The organism is Blautia sp. 1001283B150304_161114_C9, from assembly GCF_015668165.1.
GTDB lineage: Bacteria > Bacillota > Clostridia > Lachnospirales > Lachnospiraceae > Blautia_A > Blautia_A wexlerae.
The window spans coordinates 14,272-40,582 of record NZ_JADPGO010000002.1 but is presented as its reverse complement, the minus strand read 5'-3'; the positions used below and the strand labels follow the sequence as shown (position 1 = coordinate 40,582).

The following is a 26,311-nucleotide window of genomic DNA, read 5'->3' as shown; positions in this document are numbered from 1 at the left end:
TCTTATTTCTTCGGCGGTTGCTGTGGAGCATTGTTCTGTGGATTTCCGACATGAGTGCCTTTGTTCTTCAAAACAATATCGTCTGCCTTTACATACCAGTCCACATCTGCACCACGGTAATTCGCATTGGCTACCGTATCTGCAACAGGATTGATAAGTTCCACTTCGGCGTTGTAGTCATAGTCCTTTAACGGAACAGTCGCTGGAACGGATACCTGTATCATGCGTCCCTGTGTGTTGCATTTTAAATCATAGGTGCGTTCCTTGATTTCTTCACTGACTGTTCCATCTTCATTCTGTACATGAACCTCACGGCGTAATGCGGAGAACTTCAACACTCCAAAAGTCTTTTCTTTATCAATGACGATTCCATTTGCTAATCTCATAATCTGAATACCCCCTTATTTACTTTCTGCTGGTAACATATCGTCTGCAAGCAGGATATAATTGACAAATCCACGTTCCCCGATTTTATAACCATCGGTAGTGATTCGTGGGTTGATAAGTTTTACTTTCTGTTCCGGCGAAAAATGTTTTTCACCAGCTTTGGCAGGAAGCACAACGACAACATCATCAGCTCTCTGCACATCGGAATACAGGTTGTAGCTTCTGGTAATGACAGCCATACGCCCGTTGATTCTCTGCTGTTCCGTAGTATTTTCTCCGGCAAACTCCAAGTTTCCGAATGTCTTTTCCATATTTGGTACGACAAATCTTAATTCCATAAATAATTGACCTCTTTTCTTTCTATTTGTAAGTTCTTTCCTGCTGTACTTTGTGGGGAGCTACACTCCCCACGCCCCTAGTGGACTTCACACTCCCGTAAATCAGAGCTTCACGGGAGCGTGAAGTTGTAAAAAGGGTGGCGACCTTGAACGCTCTACCAACCGCTACATTACCGCCTTACGATTTCTTTCTACGGCGTTTGAAGTAAAGCATACCGCCAAGCCCTACGCAGGAAAGACCGAGCATGGCAAGATAAGCATAGATATTGGTATTGTCGCCTGTTTTTGGACTGTCACTTGTCTTAGTAACCGTAGATGGTGTATCCGGCGTGTCGGTATCCTTTGGTGTGTCTGGGACTTCCGGCACTTCCTTGATTGTCACAGTCTGTCCATCGTCTGTGATGTCCTTATGTTCTGTCACTTTCTTTGCTTCGTCTGGATTGCTCATATCGTATAATTCCTCAAATGTGACAAGGCTCTTGCCACCAAGAGAAGAACCATCAAAGGTAAAGGCAATCTCAACCGTCATTTTTTCATTGTCGGCTGTAAACTCATAATCATTGGATACTTTCTTTCCATCAATCAGAAGTTCTGCATTTTCCTCTTTTAACATCTGCCAGCCGGAAAGTTTGTATTTTGTTCCAACTTCCAGACCATCTAATGTGACTTTATCCACAATCGTTACATCTTTTCCGGCTTCGATTTCTTTCTTGCCGTCCTTATCCGTAGCGGTCGTATGGATTTTGATGATACGTTCTGTGATAAGAACCGTCTGTCCATCATCGTTGATGTCTTTATGTTCGGCAACCTTGACAGGCTCTTTCGGATTGTTCATATCGTACAATTCCTCAAAGGTAACAAGGTTCTGACCGCCAAGAGATGAACCGTCAAAACTGTAAGTAATCTCAACCGTCATTTTTTCACTGTCAGCAGTGAAAGTATAATCACTGTCTACACGTTTCCCGTCAATCAGAAGTTCGGCGTTTTCTTCCTTTAACATCTGCCAGCCGGAAAGCTTATATTTTCTGCCTGTTTCCAATCCATCAAGTGTGACTTTGTCCACGATCTTGATGTCTTTTCCGGTAACAATCATTTTTTCGCCTGTTTTCTTGTCGGTAGCTGTGGTATGGATTGTGATTTCTTTTTCGTATTCATCGGTCAGTGTCCCTAAATCTACGGTCACTTTATTTCTGGATACGACCACCTCAAAGGCTGGAATCAGCTTAAATCCGGCGTTGGAATCGCACTTTAATTCCTCAATCACATAGGTATCATAGAGTAATGCACCTTTGCTGTCGTCTGGTTCAGATGTCCCAAACCATACACCGTTCTCACTGGATTTTCCGGCATTGGTATTGACCTTGTGGGAAGCCCAGCTTGAAGCAGTGGAGAACTGACCGTTTTTGTCAGTAACTACAATATGGGATTCTCCCGTTGTCTTGCTTGTGATTCTGAATGGAACACCTGCAAGGCGTTTGTGTGTACCTGCACCGATTTTTACACCCTCAATATCGCCACGCTTAATCTGGTTGTAGACAGAGTGGGATTTGTCGGTCAAGTCAACGATTTTTCCATCTTCCGTGATAGAAAAGTCGATTGCTTTTGCACCGTCTGTCAAGTAACCCTCTGGTGCTTTGCTTTCTTCTAATCTGTAATTTCCGTAAGGGAGCAAGTCAGCAGAAGTAGAAGCAATTCCATCAATGCCTGTCTGAATCTTCTTGACAGTTTCATTCTTGTTGTATAATTTTCCCTCTACCAGTACAGGACTGTCATTTAAGGAAATGATATTAAATTCTGTGTACTGTAAGGTCGCACTTCCCTGTGCTTTGGTATCCTTTGTTTCAAGGTCACGTTTCTGGATTTTTACACCGCCACGGATAACCTTGTCAGATACGGAATACTGGTTACTTCCAGAAAGTATGGCAAGTTCGCCATCTTCGGAAATCTGTGTAAGGTACGTCCCCTTAATTTGTTCAGAACTTCCGTCAGCCTGCATATATGCACCATCTAATAAGTAGCCGTTTGGTGCTTTTGTTTCTGTGACAGTGAGTGTACCAAGTGGCAGTACATTTTTACCGTCCTGTGTATAGAAGCTGTCGCCGGATACTTTGTAGCTGTCGGCAAGTCTGGATACATAATGGATAGTTCCGTCACTGTCTTTTTCGGCAACGGTTTTGGTTGTCCATGTACGGGTAGCTTTTGCAGGTAGATTATCTGCATTGTAGTATCCGTCATAATAGCTCCATGTGAACTCTGCACCCTCTAAAGAAGCAGTTCCCTGTGGAGTAGATTTTCCTGTTTCCATGTCAATTTTGAATAAATCAATCAAAGTCTCTGTGACCTTTGGAGTGTCAGCAACAGTTAATGTCGCTGTTTTTCCAACTTCCACATTTAAGGCATGGACAGTAGAATCCAGCTTGTAACCTTTTGGTGCGGAAAGTTCTTTGATGTAAACTGTTCCGGCTTTTACCTCAACTTCTTTGGTATCGCCGTTTCCATCGGCAGTAAGTGTGGCAAGCTGGCTGTTACAGCCCTTATCAGAATAGACACCAAATGTCGCACCCTCAAAGGAATAGTTGGCATTGCCATCTGTGACCGTTGGATTGGAAGAAGTCTTTTTGACCTTTGCATTTCCTACATTTAACTTCGCCCAGAACTGTCCGATGTCCTGTCCTTCGCCAGTATAAATGTAACCGCCACATTCATAGCGTCCCTTATTTGCTTTCACAAATGCTTTCGCACCAGCGTAAACTTCGTTCTGTACTGCCTGTGAGATTTCATTATAGGAAGCTCTGACGTTATCGCACTGCCAGCCGAGCTGTTCACTCAATCTCTGCCAGACAACACACTGTTCCAACAGATAACCTTGTTTATAATTCAAGTTCGTATGAGAAGCGGTATATTGCTTGACGTACTCTAAGGAAAGAGCAACGTCCGCAATCTGATCGCTACTCATACGGGTGTTTGCGTCAGAACGTGTTTTATAGCCATTCTTGAAATTGGTGTTGATGTCCACGCAGTAGGCAGTTTCGCCCTCAACTTTCATGTGTCCCTCATTGAATGTAGATTTGATAGAACCATCATTCATAACGTGTTCAATGTAGCCGACACGTTCTGCTGATTCTGTCCAGTATTGATTGCCGGAAGCATGAACCGCCGTCACAGGTAATGTCGTGAGAATGGTTGCAAAAGCAAGCGTTCCTGTCAGCAATCGCTTTACTAGCTTATTCATATTTCTTCTTTCTCCTTTCGATTTTGGGTAAAAAAATAGACGCTCATTTCTGAACGCCTAAAAATTATAAAATTGTTACATCATCAATATTCTTAAAGATTTCATCTTGTAACAAAGATAATGTTTCAAAAATTGCAGTATATTTGTTTTGATAATTTATGCCTTTTATAAATTCAACTAAAGGACTAGTAAATTTCCTAAAATTTTCAAATTCATAATCAAGGACATCTAAGCCTAGTTCTTGTTCTGGGGATAATCCAAATTCTTCTCGTTGTCTACCATATTCTTTTATTTGCAACCATACCTCATAATAGAAATCCTCAGAACCATAAGTCATGTCTGTAGAAAATGTATTTGAATAATCACCTCTTACAAAATCAACATCATATACCTGTCCAAACCATATTATACCTTTTTGGGTTAATATTCCTTCTTTTATCTCTTGAGGAAAAGTTGTTCTAATAGCTATTTCACAATCAGTACAATTATTATTTTTATATACTGAAAATTCCTTTATCATAGCATAATATTGTTTGCGAAAGATATTTAAAATAGATCGTACATCATCATTTACTGCTGTCTCATAAATTTCTATACTTTCGTTTAATAAAGTTAATATGTTTCTTGTCCTTTCATAAAAGTAAATTCTTTTATCAGCTTGAAGATATTTCAGTAATTCCTGAAGTTCCTGCTCACAACTATTTTCACCTTGAAAGGTAACATAACAATTTTCTTTTTTTGTTAATTCAACTATTTTTTTCTGCAAATTTGAAATTGCAATAGAACATGGTATCCAATATTCATCTCTTGCCTTAGTTTGTGCATTTACTTTTAATTCACTTTTTTTACTCGAAACAGTAACAAAATATGTAATATAAGCTCCTAATAATGTTGAAATTAAAGGCAATATTTTATCCAAAAATTGAAATAAATTATCCATCTACTAAATCCTCATTTGTTATTTTTTTATAGTATAAATCACTTCCTCCCTTTTTTAAAGTTTATTCTATTAAAAATACTAGAACTATGTAGGATAGCTTGTTTTATCTTCATATTATATTGTGTAATGTTGTTCTTACGAAGTCGCCCCAGAGCAAAAAGCCCGTTCTACTTATGACAATATTCTCAGAGTAGTCCGCAATATACCTGAGATTGCGGATCCCATCAAATTCCTGCGTGCCAGAGAAGTTGTTCATTTCCAGAGATTTGGGGAAGCTCTTCAGTCCATTCAGGAAGAACTTGATGCCAAAAACTTCTATGCTTTTACCCCGGGATTTGATAATCCCTGCACTGCATCATGCAACAGCAATAAATAAAGTACGCAGCCAAAACCTGCGACATACTGCGCGAATTTATGCGATTAGCATCGCGAAGCGTGTTACTGAGAACGGAATGAACAGTAATACGCTCCATCTTAAAAATCACAGAAATTTCATATTTGCTTTACAAATATATCTGGTGGTGCTATAGTATTCTTAGCTTAATAGCCACAAAAGTAATTGCCAAAAATATTGAGCAATTACAAACAAAAATATGATATAAAAGGGGCTGTCTCACATAGATATTATGTGACAGCCCCCTTATTGGAGGAATTATGCAGATAATTATTGTTGGGTGCGGTAAAGTTGGACGTACCCTGGCAGAACAGCTTCAGGAAGAAGAATCCGACATTACTCTTATAGACATTTCTTCTAATGTGATCACTTCCCTTCAGAATGACATTGATGCCATGGGTATCGTGGGAAACGGTGCAAGTATCAACACGCTGGTGGAAGCAGGTATTGAGAATGCAGATATCCTGATTGCCGTAACCGGTTCTGATGAAATGAATCTCCTCTGCTGCCTGATTGCACAGAAAACCGGCCATTGCCAGACGATTGCCCGTGTCCGCAATCCTATCTATGCCAAAGAGATCAGCTTCATCAAGAAGCGTCTGGGTGTTACTATGATCATTAACCCGGAGCTTGCAGCTGCACAGGAAATTTCCCGTCTCTTACGCTTCCCTTCAGCTATCAAGATCGATACTTTCGCACGTGGTCGTGTGGAAATGCTGAAATTTAAAGTGCTTCCTGAATTTAATCTGGATGGCATGACAATCTCACGCATTACGGAAGCCCTGAAATGCGACGTCTTGTTCTGCGCAGTAGAAAGTCGGGATCATGTATCTATTCCCGGCGGTAATCAGGTGATCCACGACGGAGATATGGTTTCCATTCTTGCTTCCCCGGTGAATGCAGCAGCCTTTTTCAAAAAGATCGGCCTGAAAACCAATCAGGTAAAAAACGCCATTATTGTCGGCGGAGGAACCATTTCCTATTACCTTACAAAAGCCCTGCTTGATATGAACATCTCCGTTAAGATCATCGAACAGAATGAGTCCCGCTGTGAAACCTTAAGTGATCTGCTTCCGGAGGCAACTATCATTAACGGAGACGGAACCAATCGTTCTCTCCTTATGGAAGAGGGGCTCTCACGCACAGAGGCTTTTGTATCACTCACAAACATGGATGAGGAAAATGTTTTCCTTTCACTCTTTGCCAAAACAGTTTCCAATGCCAAACTGGTTGCCAAGGTAAACCGCCTTGCCTTTGATGATGTCATTGATAACCTTGATATCGGAAGCGTCATTTATCCGAAATATATCACAGCCGACTATATCCTGCAGTATGTACGTGCCATGCAGAACAGCATCGGCAGCAATATTGAAACCCTTTATCATATCCTGGATAATCAGGCAGAAGCTCTGGAATTTGCCATCCGCGAAAATTCACCGGTAACAGGCATTCCATTATCTGAACTGAACCTGAAGAAAAACCTTCTTGTAGGTTACCTGAACCGAAATGGTCAGGTCAAGATTCCCCGAGGCCAGGATACCATTCAGGTCGGAGATACCGTTATCATAGTAACTTCTCAGAAGGGCCTTCGCGATATCACAGATATTCTGGAAAAATAAAGGAGCCAAATCATGAACTATTCCATTATTATCTATATCATCGGAATGATTCTGAAAATTGAAGCTGTATTTATGGCTCTGCCCGCAATTACGGCACTGATCTATCAGGAAACTTCCGGTGTAGCTTTTCTGATCACGATTGCTTTATGCCTGGTCATCGGGCTTCCTCTCACCAGGAAAAAGCCGACAAGAAAGGCTTTCTACACAAAAGAAGGTTTCGTGACTGTAGCATTAAGCTGGATCGTTCTGAGTATCATAGGAGCAATCCCCTTTGTGATCAGCCGAAGCATTCCAAATCCTGTAGATGCATTATTTGAAACAGTTTCGGGTTTTACTACAACAGGAGCCAGTATTCTCAGCGATGTGGAGGCACTTCCTCATTGTATGCTGATGTGGAGAAGCTTCACGCACTGGATCGGCGGAATGGGTGTTCTGGTTTTCATCCTCTCCCTTCTGCCACTTACCGGCGGTTATCATATGAATCTTATGAAAGCGGAGAGTCCCGGACCATCTGTAAGCAAGCTTGCGCCAAAAGTACAGTCAACTGCCAAAATTCTGTATTCTATTTATTTCGTAATGACAGTGATCCAGATCCTGCTTCTTCTGGTCGGTGGTATGCCGCTGTTTGACTCCATATGTACGGCTTTCGGTACTGCAGGTACCGGAGGATTTGGTATTAAAAATGACAGCATGGCCAGTTACAGTACATATCTGCAGGTGGTCATTACTGTATTTATGATTTTATTTGGCGTTAACTTTAATGCTTACTTTTTCATTATCACAAAAAAATTTGCTCAGGCTTTTAAAATGGAAGAAGTGCGGTATTATTTCGGAATCATCGGTATTGCAATTCTTATCATCACCTGCAATATTTACCATATTTTCGGAAGTGCAGCCAAAGCTTTTCAACAGGCAGCTTTCCAGGTTGGTTCCATTATCACAACAACCGGATATGCAACAACAGATTTTAATACCTGGCCGGAAATTTCGCGGACAATCCTGGTACTGCTGATGTTTATCGGTGCATGTGCCGGAAGTACAGGCGGCGGCATTAAAGTATCCAGGATCCTGATTCTCTGCAAAACAGTCCGCAAGGAGCTTCATATTTTTCTGCATCCAAATGCGGTAAAGAAAATAAAAATGGACGGCAAAGCCATCCCACATGAAGTTGTTCGTTCCACAAATATTTTCTTCATTGTATATATGCTGATTTTTTCATCCTCCATATTCCTGATTGCCTTTGACGATTTCAATCTGATCACGAATTTTACGGCGGTTGCGGCAACCTTTAATAATATCGGACCTGGTCTGGAACTGGTAGGACCTACCGGAAACTTCGGCATGTTCTCCTGGTTTTCAAAGCTTATCCTTACTTTTGATATGCTGGCAGGACGTCTTGAGATTTTCCCGTTACTGATATTGTTTGTAAGGGATACATGGAAGAAATTCTAAAAATATTTTGGTAAAACAAATTTTATTTTTTACACTGTATTCATATTTTATTCATATTTATTGGATATAATGAACTTTAGAAAGATGATGAATCTTTCTTATAAATATTTTTCTTTTTCATACGCGCCGGTACGAAAGTACCGGCCTCCTTCCATTTATGGGAGTTTTTTATTTTATAGCATTTTTCTCACACCTTCATAATCAAACGCAGGAATAAAACTCTCTCTGGCAGTTTCACCATCTTGAAAAAATCCATTTTCAATCCCAAGCTCAAATGCATAGTCCAGAACTTTTTCATATTCTCTTCTGGTTACACAACGATTCAGTTCTGTATATTCTTTCTGCTCAAAAACCGGTGTGTACTGATTCATGATACTGATATAAATCTGCTTTCCAAAAGTCTTATGTAAAAGTTTCAGAACCTTTTTTGAATTTCTTGTATGCCCCGGCAATATAAGATGTCTCACAATAGTCCCACGTTTCATATATCCCTCTGCATCAAACTGTGGCATTCCTGTCTGGCGTACCATCTCATTAACTGCTTCCATAGCTCTTTCAGGATAATCATTCGCATGTGAAAATTTCACCGCCAATTCGCTCTCCGCATATTTGTAATCCGGAAGATAAATGTCCACATATCCGTCCAGAAGTTTCAATGTCTCTGTGTTCTCATATCCACCACAGTTATAGACAACCGGAATATTAAGCCCATGCTTCTTTGCACAGTCCAAAGCTGCGATGATCTGTGGAATATAATGTGTTCCGGTTACCAGATTGATATTTGCAGCATCCTTTTCCTGCAGTTCCAGGAATATTTCTGCCAGTCTTTCCTCAGTGATTTCAAGGCCACTGTCACCAATGGCAATTTCCCGGTTCTGGCAGAAACAGCATCTCAGATTGCATCCTGTAAAAAAGACTGCCCCGGAACCTCTGGTTCCCGAAATACATGGTTCTTCCCACATATGCAAAGCTGCCCTTGCAATCTTAACCTTCTGATCCATTCCACAGTATCCGGTTTTTCCGGCTGTTCTGTCTACATGGCAATTTCTCGGACATAAACTGCAATCTGCCAGTATGCAGCTTTCTGTATCATGCCTCAGAGTTTTATCTTTGTTTTTTTCTGTCTGTATTTTATTTACCTTCACTTTTCTCTTCTGTCCTTTTTTCTTTCCCCGACTTGATATCTGTGAATCGCCCACTGCAAAACAGTTCCCACCGTTTGCTTATATTATAACCGTTCAATGCTTTCACAGTTACAGGCGGATTGCTGAATAGTTACTATCCTTTATATCATTATACTACATTCCCCAATTACGTCTATTCATATTTCACAATTTCCTTTTTCAGTCTCTTCATGATTCTTTTTTCCAGCCTAGAAATATATGATTGAGAAATTCCCAGAAGGTCTGCAACCTCTTTCTGTGTTTTCTCTGCAGCATTCTCCTTTCCCAGCCCAAATCTAAGGCGGATGATCGTCTGCTCACGCGGTGAAAGCTTTCTAATTGCCTTTGATAACAACGAAATCTCCACTTCATCTTCCAGACGTCTTGAAATCACATCCTCATCAGTTCCCAGAATATCAGAAAGCAGGAGTTCATTTCCATCCCAGTCTACGTTCAGCGGTTCGTCTATGGACACTTCCATCTTTGTCTTACTGTTGCGGCGAAGATACATCAGAATCTCATTCTCTATACATCTGGATGCATAAGTGGCAAGCTTGATGTTTTTTACAGGATTAAAGGTATTGATCGCCTTGATCAGTCCAATCGTTCCGATTGAGATCAGATCCTCCACCCCGACCCCTGTGTTATCAAACTTCTTTGCAATATACACCACAAGCCTTAAATTATGTTCGATCAGAACAGACTTCGCTTCTTCTTCCTGCCCTGTTCCAAGCTTCTGCAGTATAAACGCCTCACGCTTCGGCTCCAGCGGTGCAGGCAGCACATCATTTCCACCAATATAAAAAACTTCTCCTGAACGGTTCATCACCATTCTTGACACTACCTGTAATGGATAACAGCTCATAGTCACAACCCCTCCCGTTAAAGTAATCTGGAATTCAAAAGTACCTCGTATTCCTTACCAAAAGCGGATGTTTCAAATGAAAATGCAAATACCGGATTGTCTATGCAGACAACCTCTGCGGGAGTCTGAATGCAGAGTCTCTCAAAAGTAACAGCCAGCATCATTCCCTGTTCTTTTCCTATACTGTGAAAAAAGGTAAAATGTGGATGAAGCCCGGCAGTTCCCGGTTTCCCAGACTCCCCGGGATTTTCTTTCAGGTGTTTTAAACAGCTTACGGTTTCTTCTGAACATATTTCAGATAAAACTTTTTCTGTCCCTACAGATACAGGTTTTCCGTTTACAGAATCCATAAGCAGATTTCCTGAATCATAAAATCCCTGAAAAGGATATCCACATCCTTTATAGTATATGGTTATCGGATAGATATTCTTTGTCCGTATTCTCATGGAATCCATCAGATATGACAACGCTGTAATGCCGGACCACGTTGCTGCTGCAAGGATCAGAAACATTTTGACTGTCAACTTATCACTGACGATCACTTCCCAGAACCCTCCACACAGAAATGCGGCAAAATACAGTGTAAGTATTGCTTTAAGCAGCAGACTTCCCCTTTTCAGATTACATCCGATCACAAGCATTCCTGCAGCACAGCCACCATGTAGCAGGACAAGTGCCGGAAGAAAAATCCCAGACTCCAGAAAAGATCGCAGATAAATGATCCAGCAGGAAAACACCGCACCTGCAGCAGCTCCCAGAAGAGCTCTTTTTCTGCTTCTTCCACATCGGAATAATATTCCTGTAAATCTGATCAATATGTAATCTATCAGGAGATTTGTGAAAAAAACTACATCTATGTATATTTCGTAATGCATTTCCTTCCCTCCGTCTGATACTGCCTCTGACTTCTCCTTCACTTCGGTAAGTGAGATTCATTATACGTGATAAAGTATGCGGATTTTGTCAAAACGGAGGAATTATGTCTTATTATTTGTCGCACTAAATCGACAGTAACTATCATACAAACCAAAATGAACATGTATTGACATATAATTGAAGTTAGAATAAAATGATAGATAATTTCTATGTTTTAGAAGGGCATCTTCTATACTGTCACAATTCAGACAGTATTTTATGTCTCTGCTACAAAACAGACTGGAGGATTTTAACATGAATAATATTACCGGACACACAGGTCTTACCGCGCTTTTAGGAAGCCCGGTGGCACACAGCATTTCCCCTTTGATGCATAATGAATCATTTCGCCTTCTCGGGCTTGACTATGTATATTTATGTTTTGATGTAAATGAAGAAACTCTTCCTGCAGCAGTTGCAGGATTAAAGACTTGCGGCATTCGCGGTTTCAACCTTACCATGCCGAATAAGAATAAAATTGTAGAATTATTGGATGAGCTTTCCCCTGAAGCTCAACTGATCGGTGCTGTCAATACTGTACTGAACGATAACGGAAAGTTAATCGGATACAATACAGACGGGTACGGTTTTATGCAATCTGTACGTGATGCGGGACATGATATTACCGGTAAAAATATAACTGTCATGGGAGTAGGAGGAGCTTCGATGGCCATCTGTGCACAGTCTGCCCTGGACGGTGCGGCTTCCGTACATATTTTTGCCCGCCGCACCAGCAGATACTGGAATCGCACACAGAAATTCGCTGAGAATCTCTCTGCTAAAACAGGTTGTCAGGTCTGCCTCTTCGACAATGATGATCATACTGCATTGCGAGATTCCATTGCACAGAGTTATCTGCTGATCAATGCAACCTCTGTAGGCATGGTTCCGGATATCGACGATACCATCATCAAAGATACATCTCTGTTCCGTCCTGAGCTTGTAGTGGCAGATGTTGTCTATGAGCCACAGGAAACCCGACTGCTCAGAGAGGCTAAAGCAGCCGGATGCCAGACCTTTAATGGCATGTATATGCTTCTTCATCAGGGAGCTAAAGCTTTCCAGATCTGGACCGGACAGGAAATGCCGGTTTCTGTTATTAAGGAAAAATATTTCTCTGTCAAATAGTGATTCGCATAACAGTCACATATTTCCCATCAGCTTATCTTTGATGATTGCCAGGATTTCTCTTGGAATATATATCAGAAGTCTCCATGAACGGTATCTGGAAGGAATGGGATAAATTTCTCTGCATCCACATTTCTTTCCTATGGCCGTTCCCCGGAAAACATGAAAATTATTGGTGACAACGCCCACCGAATGATCCAGTCCGATCAGTCCCAGGCTGAACTTCAGATTCTCTGTTGTGCTGGTGGATTTCTCTTCCAGGATCAGTCGTTCTCTGTCAATTCCATGTTCCACAAGATAATTGCACATTGCCTGAGCTTCTGTGATAGATTCTCCGTCCCCTTTTCCTCCGGACAGAACAGCCTTAGTCTCAGGATTCTCTTCCATATATTGTAAAGCCCTTCTGGTACGTTCCAGAAGGGCTTTTGTAAGCCGGGTACCTTCTACATGGGCACCAAGCACGATAATATATTCCAGATTTGGATGCTTACGCATTCTTACCGCAGCAATATTTATATTTCTTGCCGCTTCCGCAAGGACAAGGATCATTACGTCCGATTTTCTTTGCTTTGACAACTGTTCCTGATTTCTTCTGCTCGAGATAAAGTTCTTTTCTCTTCTCCGGTGTAAAGATCTCATCCCACTGTGGCAGTTCATACAGCCAGTCAGCTCTTGCATCTACCATATTCTTATAAAGAAGTTCTTTATCGAAGCACAGAGAAACCTTTGTGTTCTCATCCATTGTCTCAATCGGATTCGGAATCTTCAGACTGTCATTGATTCCATCCAGGAAACCAACCATTGTCAGAACTTCCTGTCCGTATTTCTCAGCCAGTTCCTTAACTGTACCGGTTACTACCTCATCCGGGTTGCTAAGAAGCTGCTCATAAATTCCTTTTTCAATATTAAAATAATTTGCCCAAAATCTCTGAAGTTTATTACGGTCTGCCTGCTGGTCATAGGCGATGGCACGCCACTGCTCTAAGATTGTTTTATCGCTCATTTCCTTTAATCCTCTTTTCCAATATTTCATAGGTATTATGCCTGTGCGGAAACATATGGAAAATATTCCTTCCACAAGCTTTATTATTATATCATCTTTCAGTTAAAAATACAAATGATATTCTTTGTATTTTTAGTGAATTTTAAGTTACTGTTCACACACCACTATCCCGCAAGGTTTTTTGGCATGAATATGCCAAAATCCCGAGACATACAAGCCAAAATTCCATTGCCGCAGGCAATCTAGTACATCGTTTTCGAAATAACTATACCACTCGCTTGTCTGCGAATCCGATTGCACAGGTCTAAAAGCCTCAGCGTAGCCCGCTACGCCTGCGTTTTTATACCAGCACACTCGAATCCGCATCCTACGCGATTGGTATAGTTATTTACGAAACGCTGTACTAGAATGAATTTTGGCTATGTTACTGAGAACGGAGTGAACAGTAACAATTTTAATTGACGCCCAGTTTCTCCAGTTCTGCTGCTGCCTGTTTAAAAGATTTAAACTGAATTGCATGGATTCCCTGTTTTCTGGCTGCCTCACAGTTCTCCGCTCTGTCATCCAGAAATACGGATCTCTCCGGGTCAAGATGGTAGCGTCCGAGCAGGGTTTTGTAAATTTCCGGTTCCGGTTTGATCTGCTTCACCTGACAGGAGAACACTGCTCCGTCTACATATTTAAGAAACGTAAGTTTATCCTCCGTTCTCTCCAGTGTGTCAGTTGCATAATTGGAAAGAATATAAACATGATATCCTTTATCTTTCAGATATCTCACCCAGGTTTCCGCATAATCTGTTTTCTCAATTGTCTCGTCAGAACGGCGCATTACCTCCCGGATATCATTTTCGTACTCCGGTGCAGCTTTTACCATCTGATCTACATAATATTGCTCAGTCTCGCTGCTTCTGTCTCTCTCATTCCAGGTATTGCTCTGAAATACCACTTCCGCAATTTTATCACGCTCTTCCTTCGGAAAACCAAAACTGTCCAGATAGGTCTCCCAGTCATATTTTACAAGAACCTGTCCAACGTCAAAAATAATATTCTCCATATCCGAATCCACCACCTTTTTATTCCTGTTCAGTAATTTATAAACCATCCATATTGCATAAGCCATGATGGGAACCATGATCGCCACTGCAAGCGAGGCTTTAAAATAGACCTGCGAATCTTCTCCATTCCCGAATGCAAAAATTATCGGCATACAACATGCAAGAAGCAGGATTATGATTGCGATCCATGCCCCGATTTTTTTTATCTTATTATTATCTTTTTTCATAAGCCTCCAGTTATATAAAAGACACGCCGGAGAAATTCCCCGGCGTATAGTCTTATTTACCGTCTGCCGATCAGACAGGTAAATTTATCCTTATTATTTATTTCTGTAGATGATATCGTCACGTCCCGGGCCATTGGAGATCATAGTGATCGGGAATCCGATATGTTTCTCAACGAACTCAACATACTTTCTGCAGTTCTCCGGCAGATCTTCATATTTTTTGATTCCGCGAATGTCGCATTTCCATCCCGGCAGAGTCTCCAGAACCGGTTTTGCTTTCTCAAGCAGTGTAGTTGTCGGGAATTCTGTTGTTACTTTTCCATCAATCTCATATCCTGTGCAGACCGGAATTTCATCCAGATATCCAAGAACATCAAGAACTGTGAAAGCAACATCTGTAGTTCCCTGAAGACGGCATCCGTATTTGGAAGCAACACAGTCAAACCATCCCATACGTCTTGGACGGCCTGTAGTAGCACCAAATTCACCGCCGTCACCGCCACGTCTTCTCAGTTCATCTGCTTCATCGCCAAAGATTTCAGAAACAAATGCACCTGCTCCTACTGCACTGGAATATGCCTTGCATACAGTAACAATCTGTTTGATCTCATATGGTGGAAGACCTGCTCCTACTGCACCATATCCTGCCAGGGTAGAGGAAGATGTAACCATCGGATAAATTCCATGATCCGGGTCTTTCAGAGAACCAAGCTGTCCCTCAAGAAGAACTTCTTTACCTTCTTTTAATGCGTTCCACAGATACAGGGATACGTCACATACATATGGTTCAACCATTTTCTTATATTCCATAAGTTCAGCAAATAATTCATCCACATTAAGAAGCGGTTTGTGATATAAATGTTCAAGAAGAACATTCTTTGTCGCACATACACTTGCAAGTTTTTCTTTCAGATGTTCTTCATCAAAAAGTTCACTTACCTGGAAACCAATCTTTGCATATTTGTCTGAGTAGAACGGAGCAATACCTGACTTTGTAGATCCGAAAGATTTGCCGCCCAGACGTTCTTCCTCATACTGGTCAAAAAGAATATGGTATGGCATAACCATCTGTGCTCTCTCGGAGATAAGGATCTTCGGAGCCGGAACACCTCTGCTTACCACTTCATTGTACTCTTTGAAAAATACCGGGATATTCAGTGCAACACCGTTACCGATCACACTTGTAGTATGATCATAAAACACACCTGACGGCAGAGTATGAAGGGCAAATTTACCATAGTTATTTACGATTGTATGACCTGCATTTGCACCACCCTGAAATCTTACGATAATATCAGCCTTCTCAGCGAGCATATCGGTAATCTTACCTTTACCTTCATCTCCCCAGTTAGCACCAACAACTGCTTTTACCATTATATAATTCCTCCTGTATTTACCGATTACTGTTTACCCGGCCTTGCAGAATGACCTGCCGGACATCATCAGGAAACAGCAACGCTTATTATCTTTATATCAGATTCTGTAATATTCCAAACCGTTATGTTAAGTATTTACTGATCAGACATTGATCTCAGCTTTCACTCCCAGAAGTTCCTTATGGGAATCGAGGATCGGCTGAACTACTGTATTTACAAATCTCTCTGTCTGCTCTTTGGCACGTCCGATATATTTCTTCGGATCCATGGATCTCTGCAGATCTTCCAGAGAAAGGTTGAATGCAGGATCTGCTGCGATCAGTTCCAGCAGATTATTATCTTTGCCTTCTACCTTGACAGTCTTTCCGGCTTCCATGGAAAGCTCACGGATACGCTCATGAAGTTCCTGACGGTCACCGCCTGCTTTTACAGCATCCATCATGATATTCTCTGTAGCCATGAACGGAAGCTCTGCCATCATATGTTTCTCGATAACCTTCGGATAAACAACCAATCCATCTACAACATTAAGACAGAGGTCAAGGATTCCGTCAATAGCAAGGAAACCTTCCGGAATACTCAGACGCTTATTTGCAGAGTCATCCAGAGTTCTCTCAAACCACTGAGTTGCAGATGTGATCGCCGGGTTAAGGGCATCTACCATTACATATCTGGAAAGGGAAGCAATACGCTCACTTCTCATAGGATTTCTCTTATACGCCATTGCGGAGGAGCCGATCTGAGATTTCTCAAATGGTTCTTCTACTTCCTTCAGATGCTGAAGAAGGCGGATATCATTGGACATCTTGTGTGCACTTGCTGCAATTCCTGCAAGAATATTGGCAACACGTGTATCTACTTTACGGGAATATGTCTGTCCGGATACCGGATAGCATTCCTTAAATCCCATCTTCTCTGCAATCATCGGATCAATCTTGTCGATAGTCTCCTGATCTCCGTCAAACAGTTCCAGAAAGCTTGCCTGTGTTCCGGTTGTACCTTTGGATCCCAGAAGCTTCATTGTTCCCAGAACATACTCCAGATCCTCCAGATCAAGCAGGAATTCCTGTGTCCAGAGTGTTGCACGCTTACCTACTGTAGTAGGCTGTGCAGGCTGAAAATGTGTAAATGCCAGAGTAGGCTGATCTTTATATTTATCTGCAAAAGCAGAAAGCTCGGCAATAACATTGACCAGTTTCTTCTTCACAAGCTTTAATGCTTCTGTCATTACAATAATGTCTGTATTATCACCTACATAACAGGAGGTTGCTCCCAGATGGATGATTCCTTTTGCTTTCGGGCACTGTACGCCATACGCATATACGTGAGACATAACATCATGACGCACCTGACGTTCACGTTCCTTTGCAACGTCATAATTGATATCCTCTGCATGTGCCTTCAGTTCATCAATCTGCTCCTGTGTAATGTTAAGGCCAAGCTCTTTCTCTGTCTCAGCAAGTGCGATCCAGAGTCTTCTCCATGTGCGGAATTTCATATCCGGGGAAAAAATATACTGCATTTCTTTGCTGGCATAACGTTCTGATAAAGGACTTACATATCTGTCTGTACTCATCTTCACTCTCCTGTTTTTTATAGGATATTATTTTTAATCCTTTTATTTCACTTCTGTACGTACGTTTTTCTCAACCACGTACGTTGAAATTATATAACATCATTCCTCTAAAAGCAACCACAAAAACCTTATCCCTGATGGAATTTACCAAGAAATTCTTTCATTCTCGCATGTTCTGATTCAAATACCTCTTTTGGACTCCCTTCAACTGCGATCAGTCCCTTATCCATAAAAATAATATGATCAGAGATATCTCTTGCAAATGTCATCTCATGAGTAACGATCACCATAGTGATGTGTTCTGCTGCCAGATCTTTGATTACCTTAAGAATTTCACTCGTAAGCTCCGGATCAAGGGCAGAAGTAGGCTCATCAAAAAACAGGATCTTCGGATTCATACATAATGCTCTGGCAATAGAGACACGCTGCTGTTGGCCGCCGGAAAGCTGAAACGGATATGCATTCTCTCTGTCTGCAAGTCCCATCTGCTTTAACAGAGTTCTTGCCTGTGCATAAACCTCTTCTTTCTTTCTCTTCTGCACTCTGATCGGAGCATCTGTGATATTTTTCAGTACGGAAAAATGGGGGAAAAGATTAAAGTTCTGAAATACCAGTCCCACATCCCCCTGCTTGATGATCTCACCGCTGTCCGGTGTCTCAAGACCGGTGGCACAGCGGAGAAGTGTGGATTTACCGGAACCGGAAGGTCCGATAATACTAAGAACCTCACCCTCCTCTACCTGAAGTGAAATGTCTTTTAATACTTCAAGGCTGCCGAAGCTCTTCTTTATGTTTTTCATTTCAAATAATACCATAGCAAATATTCCTCTTAAATTAAATAATGTCAGAGTCAAAAAATATTTTATAACCCCAGCCGCCTGTCAGCGATAATAATTCAGTTTTTTCTCAATCTTATCCATTACAATCGCAACAAGAAGATTGAACACAAAATAAAAAACAGCAGCGATCACAAAAGGCATCATAGTCGTCTGTGCACTTGCAATCTGTTTTGCAATTGTAAACATCTCCGAAACAGCAACAACAAATGCCAGTGACGTATCCTTTACCAGTGTGATAACCTCATTTGTCACAGATGGAAGGATCCTCTTGATCACCTGCGGCAGGATGATCCTGAAAAATGTCTGGGCTTTGCTGTATCCCAAGATCTTTGCAGCCTCATACTGTCCCGCTGAAATAGATTCGATTCCTCCTCTGTAAATCTCCGCAAAATATGCAGCATAGTTAATACTGAATGCAATAAACACAGCGATCAGGCTATATCCCATGGAAATACGGATTCCAAAAATAAAGTATGGTCCGAAATACACAACCATCAATTGCAGCATTAACGGGGTTCCACGCATAACTGATATGTAGGCAGACACAATTCCACGTATCGCCGGATTCTTGGACATTCTGCCAAAGCAGATCAGAAGTCCCAGCGGAAGTGAAAAAAGTAATGTCACTACAAAAATCTCTACAGAAACTACCATACCACTGGCAAGCTGCTGCAGCATTACACTTAAAGACATAAGCTTTCCTCCTGAAAAATTTCTCCTGTACAGTAAGAAAAGAGGGTGCACAAAATGTACCCTCCATTCCTTTATAATGCGGACAGCCTGCACAGATCTGTCCTCTTGTATCATAACTGTTTTTGTTCCGGCTGACTATTCAGCATCTTTCGCTGTATCAGCTGTATCTTCTTTTGCTGTGTCTGCATCGGAAGCATCATCCTCTGCTGCATCATCTTTTTTATCATCAGATTTCTCATCATCTCCAATGCAGAGCATATCTGCTACTTCATACTTCTCAGCAAGTTTATCAACTTCACCTGCATCATAAAGTTTCAGAACTTCTTCCCATACAGTATCTTTCAGCTCATCGTTACCCTTCTTAAAGCCGATTCCATACTCTTCGCTCTGGATTGGCTCGTCAAGGATCACATATTTGCCTTCTTCTCTCTGGGAAAGCTGATATTTGGCAACACCGATATCTACTGCGATGGCATCTGCAGCGCCGGAATCCAGATTCATGAATGCTGTATTGTAATCAGGATTCTCTGTCAGTGATGCAAAGCTTGCTGTAAGATCCTTATTATCATCGCTGTTTAATGCATCCAGTGCTGCGGAAGCGGCCTGAACTACTACATTCTTGCCTGCCAGGTCATCCAGCTTCTCAATCCCTGAATCGGCTGCAACAACCATCACCTGCTCATTGTTCAGATATGGATCTGACCATGTATAGTCATCCTCACGTCCGTTAATGGTAAATCCGTTCCAGATACAGTCAATAGAACCGGAATTCAGTTCCATATCCTTGGAATCCCAGTTGATCGGTTTCTTTACAAGTTCCCATCCGAGATTGTCGCATACTTCCTGTGCAAGGTCAAGGTCAAAACCAACATACTCTCCATTATCGTCTTTATATCCGAAAGGAGGATACTGTGCATCAAATCCTACAGTTAATGTCTTACTGTCAGCATCTGCATATACAGAAACAACGCCTGTCATCATAGAAGCTGCCATAACTCCTGCCATGAGTACTGCTAAAGATCTCTTTTTCATGATAAATATCTCCTCTTTATCTGTTTTGTTATTTATCACACAGCCACTCTACCATGTGAAAGTATGTGTTAATCCTATCACACACCTTCGCCTCTGTCAAGCGTAAGTTATGAACCTGTACTTCTGTGATAATCTTTCATAAGTCTCTCCAGAAGGGCATCCAGATTTTTTTCATCTGTTATCTCTTCCGGTACAGACTCAAAAGCTTTCAGAGACTGCCTGATTTCTTCTTTTATACCTTTCTTCAGTTCTTCATCTACTTCAAGCTCTTCCATAACCTTATCATAATCTGTCTTATCATGAACACTGCTGTATGCTATGATATAAGCTTTTAAGGCATCTTTTGAATGTGCTTCTCTGTATGCTTCCAGAAAACATTCCTGTGCTTTTTCCATCTGAAAAAGATAACTGTATGCACAGCCAAGATTATAGCGCACTGAAGCTGCGAATCCTTTTCTCTGCTCAGACAGATCCTCTCTTTCCAGGAGTTTCTGGTATACCCGGATGGCGTTCACATACATTCCGTTTTCTGTCAGTGCATCTCCCTTTCTCTTCTGACGGACTGCCGCTTTTTCTTTTCCATAAGTCACAATCCTGCTGTTAAAGCCTTTCATCTCCTCATAGGTAAGGTAATTGATCTCCTTGAAAACAGGATAGATCATCTCTTCCACACTTACATTTCTCTCCAGATTCTGTTTCAGCTTTGCAGCCAGATGCACAAGTTCAAGCTCATCTCTGAGCCAGTTGCATAATTCTTCATTAAAAACAGTATGATCAGCAAGGTAAAGATTGTGGTACAGATAATAACAGAGTTCTTCTATAGAATAAATATTCATACTGATATTCTCTATAAAATAAGGACGCTGTGCTTTTTTTGTCTGACATAAAATATATCCGCTCATTGCTCCATCTCCTTTACCATTCTACTGTCTCTGTCCAGGTTTTCCCACTGGAAGGGAACATTTCTCCGAATCCCAGATCTGTAACCGTCACTTTACATTCTGCAGATGAGACATACTGTAATTCCAGCCGTAATCTGGTAGTCTTGTCCGGACGTAGCGGAATACCGGGCAGCATCATTCCTACCCTTCTTTTCTCCGGTCTGTGGTACGTGCTTACAATAAACACAAGCTCCTCTGTATCATCAAGAATAAATTCACAGGATGCCTTACTGTCATACCAGTTATTTCCTGCCTCGATCAGCGGATAATAGGTAGGAGAACCCATCACTCTCATTTCCATCCCCACATCAGCCATAACCAGAGAATCGCTTAAAAAGCGATATCCCTTTAATGCCTTGTTCTCTGTTTTCTCTTTTCCTGCAGCGCAGGCACCCTTTGCAAAAAGATTATTTCCATAGAAAACCTTTCTTTTCTGATAACAAAGTAACCTTACAGACTGCTCTGCCCAGTCCTGTGAAAATCCATCTCCTGTGATCTGAATGCTGGAAAACAGATCTCTGCCAAGTGTTTTCTGGACAAACTTACCGAATTCTGAATCTCTCTCCTGTCCCTCAGCAGGAAGTTCTGTCTCCACAGCTTCTTCCAGTTTTACAGTGACAGGCTTTGTTGCACCGTTCATTGTCATCTTGCGAAAAGACACGTTCTCCGGTGTAAAGGCATACCATCCCACACTGCGGTTCCAGGTTTCTCTTTTCTGTGAGAGCACATAATAATAGAAGCTTTCCCCATAATCCAGCAGCATATATTTCTCATGTGGAAATCCAATTATCTCAAATGCTTTCTGGAAATTCTCAACCTGAATTTCCGTCAGCCCGGGCAGTGTCACCGCCACACATTTAGTGTTTTTGACCAGTTCTGCCACTCCCAGAAATTTAAGCATTCCCTGCAGAAACTGAGCCAGGATCTCCCATGGTGCAAGTTCCTGTCCTTCCACCAGCACAGAATCACTTTTTTCACAGATTCCATAGACATCATCGATCATGACTCCGCCCTTTTCCCGGACAAAGTAATCTGCTTCCAGTCCTACGCAATAGTCTTTCTGCTCCGGTCTCCAGCACAGAATACAGGGAGCCTCATACTGATTTCCACCCGCTTTCATAGAAAGAGAACGTGCCTCGTCTCCTTTTCTGTCATAATAACATATCTGAGAATACTCTTTGCCAAAATCAATTCCCACGATCAAATCACGAATTTCGTTCATTTGTTCCTCCCGGTTTCAGGACAATCTGTTCCTGCTCTTCTTTCTCGATCACAAACATCTTCTTCACATACTGTTCCTGGCGAAGATACTTCTTCACCTGTGAAAACACTTCTTTCTTTTTATCCAGTCTGCGTGCAGAGAGCATCTGATTGATCATATGATATTTGCTTACAGGTGTACCCTCAATCTTATTCATTGTAAGTACCCTCTCCTGTGTCCGATTTACCCGCTCTCCTGTTACTGATTCAAAATAATACCGCAATGTCTCCCCGTAGAACAATGTAAATGATTTTGCAAAAATACCTTCATATAAATCACGCAAAGGCTCTGTCTGATATTTCACCTGATTTCCGAGGCCTGCATCCAGTGCATAATAGAGTGTCACCTTTGCAGACGGATCTGCATGGTATTCCACAAAGGTTTTATCATCCAACTGATAGGGACTTAAGACAGATACCGGAAGTTTCCCGAAGAACGCAAAGTACATTCCCTGTTTCACACATTTCTGAAGAATCTCCTCTGCATTGCAAAGCTGTTTTTTCTCCAGTTTTTTTTCTTTGGAATACGCTTCCAGAAGAGCAAGACTGCATACAAAATCAACCGGCCATTTCTCATCATAAGCCCGCTCCAGCAGACTTCTTACAAAAACACTCATCGGATATTCTTTTACAAATGCACCATATGCAGTCTGCGTAAGATATGCTCCTGTAATACGTTCCTTTCCGCTGTGATGAACATAATCCTCCAGGATCTTCTCTCCCTCTTTCCTGTAATCAGAAGTAAACATCAGAAGGCCAAGAAGCTTCTCTTCCAGTTCATAAGTATCCATCTCAAAGCCCTGCGCACTTTTCCATACAGATATCAGTTCATCTACAGGACCAAATCTGTATTCCATAAGATACTTCAGGATCACTTCATCATATTTTCCGCGTCTGTATACATCCGATGCAAGGGCAAGCAATTCGTCATCCTCCTCCATCTCACATCTTGCCAGCATTCTGCTGGTCAGCTTCAGCTGGCTCTCTATGCGGATTCCTTCATATCCGAATTGGGAAACAATGGACATTGCCTGCTGATACATTCCTCTGGAGATCAGTACTTCCAGAAGAGCTGTTCTGTCTACAGCCGCATATTTCTTATAATCCATCTGTCTCAGATAATTATCTGCTTCTTCTGCTCTGGTGTGTTCGGAATAATAAGAAAGCAGCTTCTCTCTGATACATTTCTGATATTCATCTGAAAATTCCTCTGACTCCGGGATCCTCTGGAATGCCTGAAGATTCTCCGGTTTCAGTTCTGTATGCTCACTGCAGTGAAGTACCAGTCCCGGCTCTTCAATATGAAAATCAAGAACCTTATCTGTCAGTTCACGCTCATCAAATAATTTCTTGATATTATAATCTACTGTTGATACATATCTTCTCTGCTTCCCATCCTGAAACAGGATCACCGCATCATCTGTATAAATTCTTGGATAAGCTACGCCCTGGATACATGGGTAAATTTCTTCTTCCCTGAGCTGTTCATGGCGCACGATCACATAGCGTATCTTCTTATCATCACAGTACAGTCTGTGTGTAAACAGCTTCTGCGCGAGCAGTTTTGCCTGTCCTTCTGTTTTGGGATTGCTTAAAAATTCCTGATAAAGGACCGCATAATTCTCATTCATCCGTCCTTCTTTCGCCTTGCGCATGGCAAAAATCTTCATATGATCCCTGTAATCCGCATATGTCTGTGGCTGACGGCCTCTGTTTCCCACAATACTTGCATAAATAAATGCCTTTTTATCATCTGCAAGAGAAGTATTATTATAGGTAAAATACATCAGAAGGGGCTTTGGAAGTTCTCTCTGATAGGAAGTATCCATTGTTTCCACATAATATTCATATATCCTTGTCAGACGGATCCCTTTCTCCACTGCCAGGGAAAACCATCTGAAATATTCCGGTTTTCTCGGATTTCCAAGCATGATATATCTGCAGATTGCTTCCAGCGTATCATCGGATTCAAAAGCATCGTATCCCATTGCCAGTGCTCTGTACATACTGGTACAAAATTCTCTCTCATACCCTGTAAGATAGGCAAATCTCATCACCAGCTCTTCTGTCAGAAGACCTTTCTCTCCCGCAAATAAAAATACCTGTGTCCAGAAACTGCTCATTCTGTGAAGAAGTGTTGTATCACTGCTGATATAATTCCATGCTTCCAGATACAGAAACGGACTCCTGCAGCCTTTCTCAAAAAGTTCCTCCATCATAAATACCAGCCTTGAAGGGGAACCCTTATCCTCCGGATTCATCTCCAGCCAGAGTTTAAACAACAGGAAACTGTCTTCCTTCTGCAGAAAGAAATTGTACAGACGTCTTATCGCCTGTTCTCTGTCTTTGTGCAATCCTGTAAGAACGCAGAGATAAAGGTAAGCACCTGCCAGTTCCAGATTCTCTCTGACAAAGTTCTGATGTTTAAATTTCTTCAGGATTTCTCTTGCCTGCTCATCCTTTTCTTCCATATGAAGAATGTATGCTTCATACATCTGATATTCCGGATAATCACAGCCTTCTTCCCTTAACTGATTAAGGACAAATCTGCTGCTGCCGATCCATGTCTTACTGTCCATTCTTTTGCAGGAGTATTCTGCAAGGTCACGTAACAGTTCCAGCTTATGCCGTTTCACATGAATCTCTGTTTTGAGCTGCACTTTCGATTCCATGGATGCAGTGATCTGATAAGTCAGCTGCTGATAAGGACTCTTCACAGTGATCTCACCAAACTGACGTCCTTTTTTCAGCTTTTCTTTACGGATTACATATTCCACCTGATAATAGCTTCCTATAAAATCCTCATCTGTGACCACATGCCTGGAAACTTCCAGAAAATCGCCTTTCGCCTCTACCTCCAGCCTGAGATGTCCCCATCCGCTCCTCTGGACTGCAAAAGTTTCGCGGACAGATTCACTGATATCATAAAAGCTGTTCTGATCTGCCTTCAGTTCAATTTTTACAGGATCCTTTTTTCCCGTTCCGATCAGAAACTCTTCTACATGCTGAAATGTCACAGGCTGTTTTGAGAGTCCCTTATAAAGAGCTTTCTCTTTCTGTCCGGCATTTCTTAACAGAAGTTCAAATCTGCGGTCTGTAAAAACACGATATGCTTCTTTAAAATCGTCCTTTGCAATATTCACAAAGGTATCCATATCCGGCACATCTCCGGCTGCACTTTTCAGTTCTGCTTTCTCTGTCTGAATAAGAAATGGCAGCTTATATTCTCCAATGTCTGTGGTGAAACAAAGCCATCCCTCATGTCTCTCACCCGGGTGCATCCCCGCACCGTCAATTCCATACTGCAGTCTCACCGTAGTTCCCGAAAATTTCTCGGTTCCCGGTACCACGCGCCTGTTGGAAGATGTAATATATCCACGTATTTTCTGATTATCCTCTGTTCCGAAATACAGTTCCCCTTTGTACACATCACCTGCTTTCAGAGTCACTTCTATTTTGTCCTGCGAAAAAAGGAGCTGCGGATGTTCATGTCTGAAATTTCCACTTAATAGTTCTTCTATCGTCTTTTTCAAAATTGTTCACCTTATATCCTTGCTTAAATTACAGAGCTACTGTTCACAAGCCTATTACATTTAATTATACACCACAAAACACATCCGCGCAACAATCCGCTCTTCAGCTTTTTCGTTACTGTTCACTCCGTTCACAGTAACGTAGCCAAAATTCATTCCAGATTGCCTGCGGCAATGGAATTTTGGCTTGTATGTCTCGGGATAGTGGTGTGTGAACAGTAACGCTTTTTCTCCTTAATTTAATATTGCGCACAGTTAAATTGTCTTATATAATAAAATATATCTTATGATTAGAGCAGATAATTTCTTCATTGTACATTATTTATCAGAAATAAGTATCTGC

The 26,311-nt window shown here is 41.6% G+C and carries 21 protein-coding genes and 1 pseudogene; 4 read left to right on the top strand and 18 right to left on the bottom strand.

The genetic code is table 11. From position 1 onward, the window contains the following. Nucleotides 1–2: 2 nt before the first annotated feature. The 4 genes from I4V44_RS01420 to I4V44_RS01405 all read right to left on the bottom strand — a co-directional run bounded on the left by I4V44_RS01420 (nucleotide 3) and on the right by I4V44_RS01405 (nucleotide 4,897). The gene (locus tag I4V44_RS01420; protein WP_196002204.1) at nucleotides 3–386 is read right to left on the bottom strand and encodes a YdcP family protein; all 384 of its coding nucleotides are present in this window, start codon (nucleotides 384–386) and stop codon (nucleotides 3–5) included. Nucleotides 387–401: 15 nt separating this feature from the next. Next, nucleotides 402–725 (bottom strand): YdcP family protein, encoded by a 324-nt coding sequence (locus I4V44_RS01415; RefSeq protein ID WP_005423177.1) that lies wholly within the window; start codon nucleotides 723–725, stop codon nucleotides 402–404. Between the two features lie 178 nt (nucleotides 726–903). After that, a complete protein-coding gene (locus I4V44_RS01410) occupies nucleotides 904–3,957 on the bottom strand; it encodes a VaFE repeat-containing surface-anchored protein (protein WP_196002203.1) in 3,054 nt (1,017 codons plus the stop codon). A gap of 64 nt (nucleotides 3,958–4,021) precedes the next feature. Then, nucleotides 4,022–4,897 carry a hypothetical protein gene (locus tag I4V44_RS01405; protein ID WP_055067932.1) on the bottom strand — a complete coding sequence of 292 codons (876 nt, stop codon included), beginning with the start codon at nucleotides 4,895–4,897 and terminating at the stop codon, nucleotides 4,022–4,024. A 139-nt stretch (nucleotides 4,898–5,036) separates the two neighbouring features. On the opposite strand from I4V44_RS01405, the pseudogene I4V44_RS18020 reads away from it, so the two are divergent. The 3 genes and pseudogenes from I4V44_RS18020 to I4V44_RS01390 all read left to right on the top strand — a co-directional run. Then, nucleotides 5,037–5,273, top strand: a pseudogene (locus I4V44_RS18020) (manganese catalase family protein); the annotation flags it as partial. A gap of 278 nt (nucleotides 5,274–5,551) precedes the next feature. Continuing rightward, nucleotides 5,552–6,910: a Trk system potassium transporter TrkA gene (gene trkA, locus I4V44_RS01395; protein ID WP_118585463.1), complete on the top strand. Its 1,359-nt coding sequence runs from the start codon at nucleotides 5,552–5,554 to the stop codon at nucleotides 6,908–6,910. Nucleotides 6,911–6,922: 12 nt separating this feature from the next. Continuing rightward, nucleotides 6,923–8,362, top strand: a complete 1,440-nt coding sequence (locus tag I4V44_RS01390; protein WP_118569356.1) for a TrkH family potassium uptake protein — start codon at nucleotides 6,923–6,925, stop codon at nucleotides 8,360–8,362. A 173-nt stretch (nucleotides 8,363–8,535) separates the two neighbouring features. Here I4V44_RS01390 and I4V44_RS01385 read toward each other — a convergent pair whose 3' ends face one another. From I4V44_RS01385 to I4V44_RS01375, 3 genes are all read right to left on the bottom strand, one after another. Continuing rightward, complete coding sequence (locus tag I4V44_RS01385) at nucleotides 8,536–9,462, bottom strand: radical SAM protein (RefSeq protein WP_243280165.1); 927 nt, start codon at nucleotides 9,460–9,462, stop codon at nucleotides 8,536–8,538. A 217-nt stretch (nucleotides 9,463–9,679) separates the two neighbouring features. Beyond that, the gene (gene sigE / locus I4V44_RS01380) at nucleotides 9,680–10,390 is read right to left on the bottom strand and encodes an RNA polymerase sporulation sigma factor SigE (protein WP_020994083.1); all 711 of its coding nucleotides are present in this window, start codon (nucleotides 10,388–10,390) and stop codon (nucleotides 9,680–9,682) included. Nucleotides 10,391–10,407: 17 nt separating this feature from the next. Further along, nucleotides 10,408–11,265, bottom strand: coding sequence for a sigma-E processing peptidase SpoIIGA (locus I4V44_RS01375; RefSeq protein WP_118616636.1), 858 nt, complete (start codon nucleotides 11,263–11,265; stop codon nucleotides 10,408–10,410). Nucleotides 11,266–11,560: 295 nt separating this feature from the next. Here I4V44_RS01375 and I4V44_RS01370 point away from each other — a divergent pair, with 295 nt between their 5' ends. Beyond that, the gene (locus I4V44_RS01370) at nucleotides 11,561–12,433 is read left to right on the top strand and encodes a shikimate dehydrogenase (protein WP_055052507.1); all 873 of its coding nucleotides are present in this window, start codon (nucleotides 11,561–11,563) and stop codon (nucleotides 12,431–12,433) included. A gap of 15 nt (nucleotides 12,434–12,448) precedes the next feature. On the opposite strand, the gene I4V44_RS01365 is transcribed toward I4V44_RS01370, so the two are convergent. From I4V44_RS01365 to I4V44_RS17465, 11 genes are all read right to left on the bottom strand, one after another. Next, the gene (locus tag I4V44_RS01365) at nucleotides 12,449–12,982 is read right to left on the bottom strand and encodes a YdcF family protein (RefSeq protein WP_243280164.1); all 534 of its coding nucleotides are present in this window, start codon (nucleotides 12,980–12,982) and stop codon (nucleotides 12,449–12,451) included. Continuing rightward, nucleotides 12,921–13,436, bottom strand: a complete 516-nt coding sequence (locus tag I4V44_RS01360; RefSeq protein ID WP_055057400.1) for an SEC-C metal-binding domain-containing protein — start codon at nucleotides 13,434–13,436, stop codon at nucleotides 12,921–12,923. Before I4V44_RS01360 ends, I4V44_RS01365 begins: the two co-directional genes overlap by 62 nt. Before the next feature lie 454 nt (nucleotides 13,437–13,890). Then, a complete protein-coding gene (locus I4V44_RS01355) occupies nucleotides 13,891–14,718 on the bottom strand; it encodes an HAD family hydrolase (RefSeq protein ID WP_243280162.1) in 828 nt (275 codons plus the stop codon). A 93-nt stretch (nucleotides 14,719–14,811) separates the two neighbouring features. Continuing rightward, a complete protein-coding gene (locus tag I4V44_RS01350) occupies nucleotides 14,812–16,092 on the bottom strand; it encodes an adenylosuccinate synthase (protein WP_008704193.1) in 1,281 nt (426 codons plus the stop codon). Nucleotides 16,093–16,236: 144 nt separating this feature from the next. Beyond that, a complete protein-coding gene (gene purB, locus I4V44_RS01345) occupies nucleotides 16,237–17,670 on the bottom strand; it encodes an adenylosuccinate lyase (RefSeq protein ID WP_020994086.1) in 1,434 nt (477 codons plus the stop codon). Between the two features lie 128 nt (nucleotides 17,671–17,798). Further along, nucleotides 17,799–18,485 carry an amino acid ABC transporter ATP-binding protein gene (locus I4V44_RS01340; RefSeq protein ID WP_008704195.1) on the bottom strand — a complete coding sequence of 229 codons (687 nt, stop codon included), beginning with the start codon at nucleotides 18,483–18,485 and terminating at the stop codon, nucleotides 17,799–17,801. A 66-nt stretch (nucleotides 18,486–18,551) separates the two neighbouring features. Continuing rightward, a complete protein-coding gene (locus tag I4V44_RS01335) occupies nucleotides 18,552–19,202 on the bottom strand; it encodes an amino acid ABC transporter permease (protein ID WP_020994087.1) in 651 nt (216 codons plus the stop codon). A 135-nt stretch (nucleotides 19,203–19,337) separates the two neighbouring features. Beyond that, complete coding sequence (locus I4V44_RS01330) at nucleotides 19,338–20,234, bottom strand: amino acid ABC transporter substrate-binding protein (protein ID WP_022380908.1); 897 nt, start codon at nucleotides 20,232–20,234, stop codon at nucleotides 19,338–19,340. Between the two features lie 107 nt (nucleotides 20,235–20,341). After that, the gene (locus I4V44_RS01325; RefSeq protein WP_118571514.1) at nucleotides 20,342–21,136 is read right to left on the bottom strand and encodes a hypothetical protein; all 795 of its coding nucleotides are present in this window, start codon (nucleotides 21,134–21,136) and stop codon (nucleotides 20,342–20,344) included. Between the two features lie 13 nt (nucleotides 21,137–21,149). Continuing rightward, complete coding sequence (locus I4V44_RS01320; protein ID WP_020994089.1) at nucleotides 21,150–22,397, bottom strand: DUF5716 family protein; 1,248 nt, start codon at nucleotides 22,395–22,397, stop codon at nucleotides 21,150–21,152. Next, a complete protein-coding gene (locus I4V44_RS17465; RefSeq protein WP_243280161.1) occupies nucleotides 22,381–25,968 on the bottom strand; it encodes a DUF5717 family protein in 3,588 nt (1,195 codons plus the stop codon). The genes I4V44_RS01320 and I4V44_RS17465 overlap by 17 nt, the downstream gene beginning before the upstream one ends. Between the last annotated feature and the right edge of the window lie 343 nt (nucleotides 25,969–26,311).

Bases quoted from the DNA above. Each gene is read 5' to 3' on its own strand.
- I4V44_RS01420 (WP_196002204.1), bottom strand. From the start codon at position 386: ATGAGATTAGCAAATGGAATCGTCATTGATAAAGAAAAGACTTTTGGA.
- I4V44_RS01415 (WP_005423177.1), bottom strand. From the start codon at position 725: ATGGAATTAAGATTTGTCGTACCAAATATGGAAAAGACATTCGGAAAC.
- I4V44_RS01410 (WP_196002203.1), bottom strand. From the start codon at position 3,957: ATGAATAAGCTAGTAAAGCGATTGCTGACAGGAACGCTTGCTTTTGCA.
- I4V44_RS01405 (WP_055067932.1), bottom strand. From the start codon at position 4,897: ATGGATAATTTATTTCAATTTTTGGATAAAATATTGCCTTTAATTTCA.
- trkA (WP_118585463.1), top strand. From the start codon at position 5,552: ATGCAGATAATTATTGTTGGGTGCGGTAAAGTTGGACGTACCCTGGCA.
- I4V44_RS01390 (WP_118569356.1), top strand. From the start codon at position 6,923: ATGAACTATTCCATTATTATCTATATCATCGGAATGATTCTGAAAATT.
- sigE (WP_020994083.1), bottom strand. From the start codon at position 10,390: ATGAGCTGTTATCCATTACAGGTAGTGTCAAGAATGGTGATGAACCGT.
- I4V44_RS01375 (WP_118616636.1), bottom strand. From the start codon at position 11,265: ATGCATTACGAAATATACATAGATGTAGTTTTTTTCACAAATCTCCTG.
- I4V44_RS01370 (WP_055052507.1), top strand. From the start codon at position 11,561: ATGAATAATATTACCGGACACACAGGTCTTACCGCGCTTTTAGGAAGC.
- I4V44_RS01365 (WP_243280164.1), bottom strand. From the start codon at position 12,982: ATGATCCTTGTCCTTGCGGAAGCGGCAAGAAATATAAATATTGCTGCG.
- I4V44_RS01360 (WP_055057400.1), bottom strand. From the start codon at position 13,436: ATGAGCGATAAAACAATCTTAGAGCAGTGGCGTGCCATCGCCTATGAC.
- I4V44_RS01355 (WP_243280162.1), bottom strand. From the start codon at position 14,718: ATGAAAAAAGATAATAATAAGATAAAAAAAATCGGGGCATGGATCGCA.
- I4V44_RS01350 (WP_008704193.1), bottom strand. From the start codon at position 16,092: ATGGTAAAAGCAGTTGTTGGTGCTAACTGGGGAGATGAAGGTAAAGGT.
- purB (WP_020994086.1), bottom strand. From the start codon at position 17,670: ATGAGTACAGACAGATATGTAAGTCCTTTATCAGAACGTTATGCCAGC.
- I4V44_RS01340 (WP_008704195.1), bottom strand. From the start codon at position 18,485: ATGGTATTATTTGAAATGAAAAACATAAAGAAGAGCTTCGGCAGCCTT.
- I4V44_RS01335 (WP_020994087.1), bottom strand. From the start codon at position 19,202: ATGTCTTTAAGTGTAATGCTGCAGCAGCTTGCCAGTGGTATGGTAGTT.
- I4V44_RS01330 (WP_022380908.1), bottom strand. From the start codon at position 20,234: ATGAAAAAGAGATCTTTAGCAGTACTCATGGCAGGAGTTATGGCAGCT.
- I4V44_RS01325 (WP_118571514.1), bottom strand. From the start codon at position 21,136: ATGAGCGGATATATTTTATGTCAGACAAAAAAAGCACAGCGTCCTTAT.
- I4V44_RS01320 (WP_020994089.1), bottom strand. From the start codon at position 22,397: ATGAACGAAATTCGTGATTTGATCGTGGGAATTGATTTTGGCAAAGAG.